The sequence below is a fragment of the Streptomyces sp. GD-15H genome (assembly GCF_045291515.1).
In the GTDB taxonomy this organism is placed as follows: Bacteria; Actinomycetota; Actinomycetes; order Streptomycetales; family Streptomycetaceae; genus Streptomyces.
Genome location: NZ_CP149447.1, coordinates 4,790,838 through 4,803,877 on the forward strand (window position 1 = coordinate 4,790,838; position 13,040 = coordinate 4,803,877).

8 protein-coding genes and 3 pseudogenes are annotated in these 13,040 nt (G+C 71.1%); 6 read left to right on the top strand and 5 right to left on the bottom strand.

Annotated elements, in window-relative coordinates; all coding sequences use genetic code 11:
* Positions 1-219: 219 nt before the first annotated feature.
* The gene (locus WJ438_RS22760) at positions 220-3,351 is read left to right on the top strand and encodes a sacsin N-terminal ATP-binding-like domain-containing protein (protein ID WP_406726873.1); all 3,132 of its coding nucleotides are present in this window, start codon (positions 220-222) and stop codon (positions 3,349-3,351) included.
* 48 nt (positions 3,352-3,399) lie between these two features.
* Here WJ438_RS22760 and nhaA read toward each other — a convergent pair.
* Positions 3,400-5,289: pseudogene (gene nhaA / locus WJ438_RS22765) on the bottom strand (Na+/H+ antiporter NhaA).
* A 337-nt stretch (positions 5,290-5,626) separates the two neighbouring features.
* Here nhaA and WJ438_RS22770 point away from each other — a divergent pair.
* Positions 5,627-6,499 (top strand): calcium-binding protein, encoded by an 873-nt coding sequence (locus tag WJ438_RS22770; protein WP_406726874.1) that lies wholly within the window; start codon positions 5,627-5,629, stop codon positions 6,497-6,499.
* 141 nt (positions 6,500-6,640) lie between these two features.
* Here WJ438_RS22770 and WJ438_RS22775 read toward each other — a convergent pair.
* A pseudogene (locus WJ438_RS22775) lies at positions 6,641-7,087 on the bottom strand (cation-translocating P-type ATPase); the annotation flags it as partial.
* A gap of 315 nt (positions 7,088-7,402) precedes the next feature.
* Positions 7,403-7,741, bottom strand: coding sequence for a DUF2530 domain-containing protein (locus tag WJ438_RS22780; RefSeq protein WP_406726875.1), 339 nt, complete (start codon positions 7,739-7,741; stop codon positions 7,403-7,405).
* A gap of 182 nt (positions 7,742-7,923) precedes the next feature.
* On the opposite strand from WJ438_RS22780, the gene WJ438_RS22785 reads away from it, so the two are divergent.
* Positions 7,924-9,375, top strand: coding sequence for an NCS2 family permease (locus WJ438_RS22785; protein WP_406726876.1), 1,452 nt, complete (start codon positions 7,924-7,926; stop codon positions 9,373-9,375).
* Between the two features lie 48 nt (positions 9,376-9,423).
* On the opposite strand, the gene WJ438_RS22790 is transcribed toward WJ438_RS22785, so the two are convergent.
* Positions 9,424-9,612, bottom strand: a complete 189-nt coding sequence (locus tag WJ438_RS22790; protein WP_406726877.1) for a ribbon-helix-helix protein, CopG family — start codon at positions 9,610-9,612, stop codon at positions 9,424-9,426.
* A gap of 159 nt (positions 9,613-9,771) precedes the next feature.
* Between WJ438_RS22790 and WJ438_RS22795 the strand changes: the two genes are divergently transcribed.
* Positions 9,772-10,209, top strand: a complete 438-nt coding sequence (locus tag WJ438_RS22795) for a MarR family winged helix-turn-helix transcriptional regulator (protein ID WP_406726878.1) — start codon at positions 9,772-9,774, stop codon at positions 10,207-10,209.
* Between the two features lie 32 nt (positions 10,210-10,241).
* Positions 10,242-11,633, top strand: coding sequence for an MFS transporter (locus tag WJ438_RS22800; RefSeq protein ID WP_406726879.1), 1,392 nt, complete (start codon positions 10,242-10,244; stop codon positions 11,631-11,633).
* Between the two features lie 32 nt (positions 11,634-11,665).
* On the opposite strand, the pseudogene WJ438_RS22805 reads toward WJ438_RS22800, so the two are convergent.
* Positions 11,666-12,252, bottom strand: a pseudogene (locus WJ438_RS22805) (Uma2 family endonuclease).
* 113 nt (positions 12,253-12,365) lie between these two features.
* On the opposite strand from WJ438_RS22805, the gene thpR reads away from it, so the two are divergent.
* Positions 12,366-12,938 carry an RNA 2',3'-cyclic phosphodiesterase gene (thpR, locus tag WJ438_RS22810; RefSeq protein ID WP_406726880.1) on the top strand — a complete coding sequence of 191 codons (573 nt, stop codon included), beginning with the start codon at positions 12,366-12,368 and terminating at the stop codon, positions 12,936-12,938.
* Positions 12,939-13,040 lie beyond the last annotated feature (102 nt).

Sequence of the window (13,040 nt, forward strand, 5' to 3'; positions counted from 1 at the left end):
CGCGGGCACGTCGGCCGGCACGCCATGAAGGTCACCGACGCCGTCCGTGCGACATCGCCGTCCGTGCGGCATCGCCGTCCGTGCGGGGCCGCTCCTGCCGTGCCCGGGCTCGTGCTGCTCGATGACGAGGGCCGCAGGCTTCGGGGACGTGCGTGGTCGCGTCCGGTGGCGCGGTACCTTCGACCTCACGCCGACCAGGGCCGATGAGGAGAGATCAACGTGAGCATGTTCGTACGGCCCGCGGACGAGGGCGCCGACCCGTTCGGGACGGCGCGACTGCGGCGTGGGGTGCTGGACGCCTGGGCCGCCAGTCCCGCCCGGTTCCGTGAGGACGCCAACGCCGAGGAGGATCTCGTTCTCGGCGGGTACCGGGACCGCCTCGTCGTCGAGCTGGCGCAGAACGCCGCCGACGCCGCCGCTCGCGCGGGGGTGCCGGGGCGGCTCCGGCTCACGTTGCGCGACGGGGTGCTCGTCGCCGCCAACACCGGCGCCCCGCTGGACGCGGCCGGGGTCGAGTCGCTGTCCACCCTGCGGGCGTCCGCGAAACGGGACGACCCCGAGAGGGCCGTGGGCCGGTTCGGTGTCGGGTTCGCCGCCGTCCTCGCCGTCACCGACGAGCCCGCCCTCGTCGGCCGGCACGGCGGGGTGCGGTGGTCCCTGGCCGAGGCCCGGGAACTCGCCGGTGGCAGCGCGGGGCACAGCGCCGGTCTCGGCGACGAGATCCGTCGGCGCGACGGGCACGTACCGCTGCTCCGGCTGCCCTTCGCCGCCGAGGGCACCGCACCCGACCCGTACGACACCGCCGTCATCCTGCCGCTGCGCGACGCCGCCGCCGCCGACCTCGCCGAGCGGCTGCTGCACGCGGTCGACGACGCCCTGCTGCTGGCCCTGCCCGGCCTGGAGGACGTCGTCGTCGAGATCGGCGACGCCCCGCCCCGCACCCTGCGCCGCAGCACCGACGGCCCCTTCATCGTCGTCGAGGACTCTTACGACGGCACCACCCGCTGGCGTACCGCCACTGCGCACGGGCCGCTCACCCCGGACCTGCTCGCCGACCGTCCCGTCGAGGAGCGGCTGCGGCCCCACTGGTCGGTCACCTGGGCCGTCCCCGTCGACTCCGACGGCAGCCCCGTCCGGCCCCGCACCAGCCCCGTCGTACACGCCCCCACCCCCAGCGACGAGCAGCTCGGCGTCCCCGCCCTGCTCATCGCCTCCTTCCCGCTGGACTCCACCCGCCGGCACACCGCCCCCGGCCCGCTCACCGACTTCCTGGTGGAGCGCGCGGCCGACGCCTACGCCGGTCTCCTCGCCCAGTGGCGTCCGGTGACCGCCGGGATCATCGACCTCGTGCCCGGCCCGCTCGGCAAGGGCGAACTGGACGGCGCCCTGCGCCAGGCGATCCTCGGACGGCTGCCGCGTACGTCGTTCCTGCCGCCGGCCGCGAAGCCGCGCGAGCAGGACGACGACTCCGATCTGCCCGAGTCCCTGCGACCCCGGGACGCCGAGGTCGTCGAGGGTGCCGGGGCCGACACCGTGCGGGTGCTCGCCGAGGTGCTGCCCACCCTGCTGCCCGCCGGTCTCGAACGGCGGACGGAACTGCGCACCCTGGGCGTGGCCCGGATCCCGCTGGCCGACGCGATCGACCGGCTCGCCGGGCTGGAGAAGGCGCCCGACTGGTGGTGGCGGCTGTACGAGAGCCTTGCCGGGGTCGAGCCGGACCGGCTCTCCGGACTGCCCGTGCCGCTGGCCGACGGCCGTACCGCCATCGGCCCCCGACAGGTCCTGCTGCCCGGTGCCGAGGCCGCCCGGATCGACCCGGAGACGCTGGCCCGGCTCGGCCTCAAGGTCGCCCACCCGGACGCCGCGCACCCCCTGCTGGAGAAGCTCGGCGCCCTCCCGGCCACCCCGCGCGCGGTGCTCACCACCCCGCAGGTGCGGGCCGCCGTCGCCGCCTCCCTCAACGACGAGGGCGGCATGAACTGGGAGGAGGAGGCACCCGACGCCGAGGAGCTCGCCGACACCGTGCTCGGCCTGGTGCGCGACGCCGGTCTCGAACCCGGCGACGAGCCCTGGCTGGGCGCCCTCGCCCTCCCCGACGAGGACGGCGAACTCTCCCCGGCCTGTGAACTGGTCTTCCCCGGCGGCCCCTTCGCCCGCGTCATGCGCGAGGGCGAACTCGCCTTCGTGGACACCGAGTGGGCGCAGAAGTGGGGCGAGGCCCCGCTGGCCGCCTGCGGCGTGCTGGTCGACTTCGCCCTCGTCCGCGCCACCGATGTCGTCCTCGACCCGGACGAACTCGAGCCGAGGGAAGGGGACTTCGCCGAACCCGACGACGCGGGTCTGCTCGACGCCGTGGACGTGTGGTGCGAGGACATCCTCGACCGCTTCCCCGACGGCCCGGTGCCGCCGGTCGCCACCGAGATCGTCGCCGTGCGCGACCTCGACCTCGTGGACGACGACCAGTGGCCCCAGGCCCTCGCCCTGCTCGCCCGCCCGCCGCTGCGCGACGCGCTCACCCAGCCGGTGCGGATCCTGCTGCCCGACGGCACCCACGAGGTCGTACGCCCGTACACCGCCTGGTGGCTGCGCGGGCACCCGGTGCTCGGTGGCCGCCGCCCGGCCGGGCTGCGCGCCGCCGGGAGCGACCCGCTGCTGCGTGGCCTGTACGACGAGGCCGACGCCACCGGCTTCGAGGACGAGCAGGTGCTGCGGGCCCTCGGAGTGCGCACCTCCGTGTCCGCGCTGCTCGACGAACCGGGCGGCGCGGCCGAACTCCTCGACCGCCTCGCCGACCCCGACCGCGAGGTCACCGCCGCCCAGCTGCACGCCCTCTACGGGGCGCTGGCCGACCTGGAGCCGGAGCAGGTGACCCTGCCGGACGAGTTGCGCGCGGTGGTCGACGGCCGGGTCGAGGTGGTGGACGCCGCCGACGCGGTGGTCGTCGACTCGCCCGACCTGCTGCCGTTCACCGCGGGTGTGGCCCTGCTGCCCGTCCGCCCCTCACGGGCCGCCGAGCTCGCCGAACTGCTCCAGGTGCGGCGGCTGAGCGAGTCCGTCACCGGGGAGGTCGGTTCCCAGGGCACCGAGCACGAGGTGCCGGAGTCCGTGCGGGTACTGCTCGGGTCGCGCACCCCGGGGACGTACGTCGAGCACGAGGAACTCGTCGTGGACGGCGTGGAGGTCGACTGGCGTCTGACCGACGACGGTGTGCTGCACGCCGCCACCCTGGAGGGCGTCGCGGCCGGACTGGCCTGGGCGGCCCGGGAGTGGCCGCGCCGCTTCGAGGTCGCGGCCCTGCTGGAGGACCCGTCCAGGACGGAGGAGCTGGCGCGGGACCGCTGGTTCGACTGACCGTGGGGTGGGGCGGGGCCGACCCCGCCCCACGGGCGGGCCCTTCGCTTACTTCGTGGGCGCCTGGGCGCCGGACTCCTTCGCGTACGCCTCGAGTTCGCGGGCGAGCGTCGCCGCGTCGTACGGGCCGGTGTGCCGGCGGTTGCCGACGAAGAACGTCGGAACCCCGCGGGCGCCGCTGGCCTCGGCGCTGGCGGCGTCCGCCCGTACCCGTTCGGCCGTCTCCTCGTCGTCGAGGTCGCGGAGGAACTTCTCGACGTCGAGTCCGAGGTCGGCGGCGTCAGCCGGCGCTGTCCTGGTAATCGAGCTCGTCCTGGTGCCTGTAGAGCAGGTCGTGCATCTCCCAGAAGCGACCCTGCAGGTCGGCGGCGACGGCCGCCCGTGCGGCGAGCTCGGCGTGCGGGTGCACGTCGGGCAGCGGCAGGTGCCGGAAGACGTAGCGGAACTGGTCGCCGAAACGTTGCCGCAGTTCCTGGGTGACGCCGGTGGCGCGGGCGCAGAAGGGGCACTCGAAGTCGCCGTACTCCACCAGGGTGAGAGGTGCTTCGGGAGGCCCGAGGATGTGGTCCGTCTCCGGGTCGACCGGGCGGTCCAGATAACGGGGCAGGTCCGCGTCGGTCTCCCCGCGCAGGACCGCGGCCAGATGGAACACGAGCCAGCCCGCGAGGGTGGAGAACAGGGCGGCCAGCAGGACACCGACGGTCCCCTCGGCACGGACCACCGGGTCGTCGAAGGCGAGCCCGACGATCAGCAGGGACACGGTGAAGCCGATCCCGGACAGGACACCGCCGCCCAGGACATGGCCCTGCCCCACCCCGGTCGGGAGCTTTCCGAGGCCGGTCCGGGTGCCGAGGTAGGCGCCGCCCCAGATGCCGACCAGCTTTCCGACGACGAGACCCACGACCACGGCCCAGGTGACGGGGGAGGTCAGGGCGTTGGTCAGGACGCCGTTACGCAGGTCGACACCGGCGTTGGCCAGCGCGAACACCGGGACGATGACGTAGCTGGACCAGGGGTGGAGCACCGTCTGGAGCCGCTCGTTGACGGAGACGGCCTGCTGGAGCCCCCTGCGTGCCGTCTTGCCGACGTCCGCGAGGGGGACTGACGGAAGGCGCGGAAGAGCCGCGCGGCCTTCTCCACTCCCTCGCGTGACGGGTTCCGGGCGGGGATCAGGAGGCCGCCGAGCATGCCGGCGATGGAGGCGTGGAGACCCGCCTGGAGGGTGGCGAGCCACATCACGAGGACGATCAGGACGTACGGGGCCGCCTGCCAGACGCCGAAGCGGGTCAGCGCGGACAGGACCACGCCCAGGAGGAGCGCGGCGATCAGCTCCGGCACATTGACGCTGCCGGAGTAGACCACGCCGATCACGGTGACGGCCACGATGTCGTCGATGACGGTGATGGCCAGCAGGAAGACGCGCAACTGCGTGACGAACCGCGGGCCCACGATGGCGAGCGCGCCCAGCATGAACGCCGTGTCGGTGCCGATGACCACACCCCAGCCCATGGCGGCCTCGCCCCCCGGCGCGATCGCCAGGTACAGCAGGACGGGCACGAGCATGCCGCCGATCCCGGCGAGGACCGGGATCATGAGCCGGCTGCGACTGTTCAGCTCCCCGACGGAAACCTCGTAACGGACCTCCAGGCCGATGATGAAGAAGAACAGGGCCATCAGTCCGTCGTTGACCCAGTGTCCCAGGTCCATCGACAGCTCGGCCTTGCCGAGGGAGAGGGACAGGTCGGTGGCCCAGAGCGACGTGTACGAATCGGACCAGGGGGAGTTCGCCCAGACCAGGGCCACCGCGACCGCGATCAGGAGCAGGCCGGCGCTGCCGGCCTCGGTTTCCATGAAGGAACGCACGCGGAAGGACAGCTGGCCACCCAGTGAGCGCCTCTTTGCCCGAGACTGCGTATCCGGAGTCTTCGTCGCGCCCATCACCAAATCACAATACCCGTCCGCATGATGGACAAGGCCTGGGAATAATGCTGCCAGGGGTTGTCGCGGGCGCTGATTATCATGCGGAACCTTCCTTCAGGGTGCTCGGGCTGTTCGGGTTCTTCGGGTCTTTCGGGCTCTGTGGGGCGCGCGGCGGCCGCTCTCCTTGATCTTCAAGAGTCGCACACAAACTTTCTATTCCCCGTACAACCATTCGCTCGTGTCATGTATCTGATCAGTTGAGTCAACAGACTCCATGATCACTTGGGCCTCGGGTGCGACGACGAGCCGTGGGGAACGACGACCACCGGGGCCCCTCTCTCCACATGGGGAACGCATGCGTATTCGAGCCACCCTCGTCGCCGCGGTCTCGGGCGCCCTGGCCCTGTCCGCCCTCGCCGTCCCGGCCGCACAGGCCGACGGCCCCGGCGGCGTGAACCTGGACAAGACCACCGCCGCCGAGCGCTTCGGCACCCCCGCCGCCTCCGCCAACTCGACGTTCAGCGCCGCGGCGGCCGAGGAGCTGCCCACCGTGTCCAAGGTGACCGTCAACTCCGGCAAGGCCCTGGTCGTCGGCACCACCTACGCCAAGACCATCACCGTGTCGCTGACCGCCAGCCACCCCGCGGGTGTCGTGGACGCCTACATCGACCTGTGGCACGGCACCGACGTCGAGACCGACATCGACGGCTACCTCGCGCCGAACGAGGAGGTCGCCAACTGCACCGCCTCGAGCGCCACCACCTCGACCTGCAAGCTCACCATCACGGCCGTCCCGGGCGACGACCTGTACAAGAACGCGCTGGCCGGCACCTGGAAGGTGACCGCCGGCGTGCTGTCGGGCGACGGCAGCATCTACTGGAACGACTACCAGAAGACCCACCGCGTCCAGCGCTACTCCAAGCTGACCGTCAACGCCGCCCCCGAGCCGGTGAAGAAGGGCGCGACCCTCACGGTCACCGGCAAGCTGACCCGCGCCAACTGGGAGACCTTCCGGTACGCCGGTTACACCAACCAGGCCGTGAAGCTGCAGTTCCGCAAGAAGAACTCCAACACCTACACCACGGTCAAGACCCTCAAGACCAACTCGACGGGCAACCTGAAGACCACGGTCAAGGCCTCCGTCGACGGCTACCACCGCTACAACTTCGAGGGCACCTCGACCACCCCGGCCGTCAAGGCCGCCGGTGACTTCGTCGACGTGAAGTAAGGCGCGTCCGGCTGGTCGCGAGGTTCACCGAGACGCCCCTGAAAGGGGCGCGGGGCTGTGTCGACATGCGGCTCCGTCGCGGGCGCGACCAGCCCCCACCGGCCCGCAGGGACATACGACCGTCCCTTGCCGAGCCGAGCGCTAAGCGGGAAAGCGGCGGTTCACCCACCTCCACAGGAGTTCCAGGGTGGCCGCCGCCACCACCGCGACGCCGACCGCGACCCACGGCATCGTCATCCCGACCAGCTTCAGCGCGAAGAACTCCTGCAGCCACGGCACGACCAGCACCAGCAGGAACCCCGCGGCCATCGCAGCCACCAGCCCGATCCGCCACCAGGTGTACGGCCGGGCGATGATCGCCAGCACCCACAGCGAGATCAGGAACAGCGTCAGCGTCGCCGCGCTCGTCTCCGCGTCCAACGCGCCCGCACCGCTGTAGTGGTGGCGGGCGAGCAGGTACGTGGCGAACGTCGCCAGCGCGGCCAGCACCCCGCCCGGGATCGCGTACCGCATCACCCGCCGTACGAAGTGCGGCCGTGCCCGCTCCTTGTTGGGGGCGAGGGCCAGGAAGAACGCCGGGACGCCGATGATCGCGTTGAACCGGGTGAGGACGTTCGCGCGGACGATGTCGGCCAGGGACCGACTGCTGCGCACCGGCACGTCGTTGACCTGCCCGAGGGCCACCCGCTCCGCCACCTCCGCGGCGGTCAGGCCGGTCACCGGCGAGGTGACGGTGCCAGGGTGCGCGGCCCCGGCCTGAGGGTCCGCGTCGAGATGCGCCATGCGAGCGACGGTACGTGCGGTTCTGCGGCTTCACCCACCGGATGCGCGGAGGATCCGACCAGGGGGAGGACTGCCGCAGGACGGGCGTAGTGCCGCGGTCGTACGGGAGTTGTGTGGGGGTCAGTCGGCCGGCGAGGGGGAGGAGGCGCCGGAGGGGCCGCCGGCCGGTTCCTTCTCCACCGTCTCCGTGGCCCGCGCGGTCGCCGCGGCCCGGTCGCGCTTGATCGCGGCGTCGCGCCGGCGGACGTACCAGATGCCGATGAACCCGAGCCCGCCGCCGGCCAGGCAGGTCCACAGCCACCAGGTGTGGCCGTGGTCGTCGAGCCAGCCGTAGAAGGGCAGCTGCACCAGGAAGAGGGCGAACCAGGTGATCGTGCCGCCGACGATGGTGGCGACCACGGGGCCCTCCAGGGGCTCCGGCGCCTCGTGCTTGAAGGTCCCCGAGAAGAAAGCGGCCATGCGGACAGCTTACGAGGGCGGGCGGGGGGTGAGATGCGCCGCATCGAGCCAGACATGTCTACGCGCGGAGATAGCGTGGACGTCATTATATGTTCATACTGAATCTGTTTGTCTCTGGCCATTTCTGTTCGTAGGAAGCGCCAAAGGGCTTTGACGGAAGTCCGACGGTGATGAGGTTCTGCATGTCCACGTCGGCCCCCAGCAAGGCTCCCCTGCCCGATCAGCCGGGACCCGCTCCCGCGTACGGTGCACTCGACCGCTACTTCAAGATCTCCGAGCGGGGCAGCAGCCTGCCCCGCGAGATCCGTGGCGGATTCGCCACCTTCTTCGCGATGGCCTACATCATCGTGCTGAACCCGATCATCCTCGGCAGCGCCAAGGACATGTACGGCAACCAGCTCGACAACGGCCAGCTGGTCACCGCGACCGCCCTGACGGCGGCGTTCACCACACTGCTCATGGGCGTCATCGGCAACGTGCCGATCGCGCTGGCCGCCGGCCTCGGCGTGAACTCGGTCGTCGCGCTCCAGCTCGCCCCGCGCATGTCGTGGCCCGACGCGATGGGCATGGTGGTGCTGGCCGGCTTCGTCGTCATGCTGCTGGTCGCCACCGGCCTGCGCGAGCGCGTGATGAACGCCGTCCCGTACGGTCTGCGCAAGGCCATCGCCATCGGTATCGGCCTGTTCATCATGCTGATCGGCCTGGTCGACTCCGGTTTCGTGTCCCGGATACCGGACGCCGCCCAGACCACCGTCCCGCTCCAGCTCGGCACCGGCGGTCACCTCGACGGCTGGCCGGTCCTCGTCTTCGTCCTCGGCGCGCTGCTCACGCTGGCGCTGATCGTGCGCAAGGTGCCCGGCGCGATCCTCATCTCGATCGTCGCGATGACGGTCGTCGCCATGGTCATCAACGCCGTGGCCGACGTCCCCTCCTGGGGTCTGACGGACCCGACCTGGCCCGGCAACCCCGTCGCCACCCCCGACTTCGGCCTGATCGGCGAGGTCAGCCTGTTCGGCGGCTTCGGCAAGGTCGGCGTGCTGACCGGCGTCCTGTTCGTCTTCACCGTGCTGCTGTCGTGCTTCTTCAACGCGATGGGCACGATCATGGGCGTCTCCGACGAGGCCAAGCTGACCGACGCCGAGGGCCAGATGCCCGGCATCAACAAGGTCCTGTTCATCGACGGTGTCGCGGTCGCCGCGGGCGGCGCCAGCTCCTCCTCCGCCACCACCGCCTTCGTGGAGTCCACGGCCGGCGTCGGGGAGGGCGCGCGCACCGGCTTCGCGAACGTGGTCACCGGCGCGCTGTTCGCCGTCGCGCTGTTCCTCACGCCCGTCGCCACGATGGTGCCGTCCCAGGCGGCCACCCCGGCGCTGCTCGCGGTCGGCTTCCTGATCCTGGCGGGCTCGATCAAGGAGATCGACTGGGCGGATTACACGATCGCCATTCCGGCCTTCGTGACCATGGTGATGATGCCGTTCACCTACTCGATCACCAACGGCATCGGCATGGGCTTCATCGCCTTCGTGCTGCTGCGCCTGGCGGCCGGGCGCGGCCGGGAGGTCCCGGCGGCGATGTACGCGGTGTCGGCGGTCTTCGCCTTCTACTACCTGATGCCGGCACTGGGTCTGACCTGACTTGGCCTGACCTGGCCTGATCGGGTCGCGAGCGGTGGGAGGGGCGGCTCAGGTGACGCCGTAGAACCTGTCCGTCTCCTCGACCGCGGCCTGGAACCGCTGGTCGAAGTCATCGCGAATGAGCGTCCGGACGACATAGTCCTGGACGCTCATTCCGCGTTTGGCGGCGTGGCGCCGGAGCCGTTCGAGCAGCTCCTGGTCCATGCGCACGCTGAGTACGTCGGTCCCCATGGACATGAGCCTTGCCGCACTCTCCGGCTCGGTGTGCCCCGTTCCGCCAAAGGATCACCCGTATGAGTGATCTGTGGCGTGAGTGGCCGATGTCACGGGAACTGGCGGAGTTCGAGCACGTCCCGCCTGATCCTTTAGCGAGAGTAATGAGTTATGCTAAAGAACATGCCGGACTTCAGCCATGGCGACGACGCGGCCGCCGTCAACGCCCTTCGATCCGCCGTGATGCGACTGTCCCGTCGGCTCAAGCACCAGCGCGTCGACGAGTCGCTCAGCCCCACCGAGATGTCGGTGCTGGGCACCCTGGCCCGCTGTGGTCGGGCCACCCCGGGCGAACTCGCCCGCATGGAACACGTCCAGCCGCCCTCGATGACCCGCATCGTGGCCCTGCTGGAGGGCAAGGGGCTGGTCCGGCTGGAGCCGCACCCCGACGACCGGCGCCAGAAGGTCGTGACGCAGACCGAACAGGCCGAGGCGATGCTCACCGAGAGCCGCCGCAAGCGGAACGCCTTCCTGGCCACCCTCGCCGAGGAACTCGACGAGGACGAATGGGCGAAACTCCGCGCCGCCGCCCCCGTGCTGGAGAAGCTCGCGCACATCTAGGAAACCCAACAGTTGTCGCTAGGAGGCGAACCTTGAGTACGGGACCCGGAGCAGACTCCGCCCCCGCACCTGACACCCACAACACCCCCACCGGCGGTGACACACCGACCGACCCCGAAGCGCCGGGCCGCGACCCCCGCAAGTCCCGGATGTTCTCCTCGCTGCAGGTCAGGAACTACCGCCTGTTCTTCCTCGGCCAGGTCGTCTCCAACATCGGCACCTGGATGCAGCGCATCGCCCAGGACTGGCTGGTGCTCACCCTCACCGCCTCCTCGGCCGCCGTCGGTATCACCACGGCCCTGCAGTTCCTGCCGATGCTGCTGTTCGGCCTGTACGGCGGCGTCCTCGTCGACCGCCTGCGCAAGCGCCCCACGCTGCTGGTCACCCAGTCGGCGATGGCCCTCACCTCGCTGGTGCTCGCCGCCCTCACCCTCACCGGACAGGTCGAGGTCTGGCACGTCTACGTCGCCGCCTTCGTCACCGGTCTGGCCACGGTGGTCGACAACCCCGCCCGCCAGTCCTTCGTCGCCGAGCTGGTCGGCCCGGGGCAGCTGCAGAACGCGGTCAGCCTGAACTCCGCGAACTTCCAGTCCGCCCGCCTGGTCGGTCCCGCCGTCGCGGGCCTGCTGATCACCGGCGTCGGCACGGGCTGGGCGTTCCTCCTCAACGGCCTGTCCTTCATCGCTCCGCTGGCCGGCCTGATGATGATGCGGGCCCGCGAACTGCACGCCGTCACGCCGTCCCCGCGCGGCAAGGGGCAGCTGCGGGAGGGGCTGCGCTATGTCGCCGGGCGCCCCGAGCTGGTCTGGCCGATCGTCCTGGTCGGCTTCATCGGCACGTTCGCGTTCAACTTCCCCGTCTACCTCTCGGCCTTCGCCCACGACGTCTTCCACGGGGGCGCGGGCACCTACAGCCTGTTCAACACCCTGATGGCGGTCGGTTCCCTGGCCGGCGCCCTGCTCGCCGCCCGGCGCGGCACGGCCCGCCTGCGGCTGCTCATCCTGGCCGCGCTGGCCTTCGGCGGACTGGAGATCGTGGCGGCCGGGGCACCCACCCTGTGGCTGTTCGCCCTGCTCATGATCCCGATCGGCCTGTTCGCCATGACGGTCAACGTCACCACCAACACCAGCATCCAGATGGCCACCGACCCGGCCGTACGCGGTCGCGTCATGGCCCTGTACATGATGGTCTTCCTCGGCGGCGCGCCCGTGGGCGCCCCGATCGTCGGCTGGATCACCGACACCTACGGCGCCCGTGTCGGCCTCGCGGTGGGCGGTGCCGTCGCCGCCCTCGCCGCTGCCGTGATCGGCGGCATCCTGGCCCGCGTGGGCAACCTGCGCCTGACGGTCGGCTGGGACCGCGGCCACCCTCAGGTGCGGTTCGTGCCGAGGGAACGGCAACAGGAGCTGACGGCGGTGGCCTGACCGGGCACGCTGCCCGAACGAGTTCCCCGCGGTCAGTCGCGGGGGAACTCGTCGGTCTTGCGGACGAGGCCGACGACCGTCCCGGTCAGGTCGACCTCCTCGCCGAAGGGAAGCCGGACCGCCCCGTGGTACGTACCGTCCTTCGGCAGGGTGTGCAGGTGCCACTCGCCGGTGTACGGGTCCACGATCAGGTGCACCGGCACGCCGGCGGTGGCGTAGGCGTCCCTCTTGGAGCCGTAGTCGTCGGCGTCGGTCTTTTCGGAGATCACCTCGGCGACGAATTCGACGTCCTCGCAGCTCCACAGCCCTTCGGCGTTCTTGTCGGCGCCTTCGGCCAGCAACGTGACACCGGAGGCGAAGCCGTTGAGGTACCCCGGGTAGTCGATGCGGACGTCGGACTTCACGCGCTTGCGTGGGTACTCGGCGCGCAGCTGGTCGTAAATGTTCGCGATGATCTCCCAGTGGGTGTCCCGCTGAGGCGCCATGAAGATGTTCCCCCGACGATTTCGACCTTGTAACCCTCGGGGACGGGCATCGTCTCCCACCACTCGGACATCATGTCGAGGGTGGGTTCGCCGCCGCGGTCGGCCCTCTCGATCCTGTCGTCAAGGACGGTCATCGTGGCGCTCCTGCGCGGCTGCGTCCCGGACGGGTGCAGCCGCGCAGTACAACGATACGCACGGTGACCAGGACCGCGCGGCTGTACACGTGTTCCCCGGCGAGACTGGACGCATGAGACTCTTCGCCGCCGTGGTGCCGCCCGAGGACGTGTCCCGTGAGCTTGCCGTCGAGGTCGAGGAGCTGCGGCGGCTGCCCGGCGCGGACGCCCTGCGCTGGACCGGGCGTCCCGGCTGGCACTTCACCCTCGCCTTCTACGGAGAGGTCGACGACGAGCTCGTACCGGAGCTGACAGCGTGCCTGGAGCGGGTCGCGTCCCGGACCGGGCCGTTCGAGCTGGCGCTGTGCGGCGGTGGCCAGTTCGGCCACGGAAGGGCCCTGTGGACCGGGGCGGACGGTGACCTGCGCACCCTGCGCCTGCTCGCCGACCGTACGGAGGCGGCGGGGCGCAAGGCGGGCGTGGCGAGGGGGGAGCACCGCCGCTACAAGGCCCACCTGACGCTGGCCCGCAGCCGGACCGGCGTCGACGTACGGCCGTACCTCGAGGCGCTCGGCGGGTTCCGGAGCCGCGCCTGGACCGTCGGCGAGCTGGCGCTGGTGCGCAGCAACCTGCCGAGGTCGGGGGTGCCGGGCGAGCAGCCGCGTTACGAGGTGGTCGGGCGCAGTCCGCTCGGGGCGGCCGGTTAGGCTCGAGGGCGTGGACCCGAAGACCCGGAACCGGATCATGGCCGGTGCGCTCGTACTGATGTTGTTGGTGGTGGTGCTGGCGGCAGCGCTCTGAAACCAGCG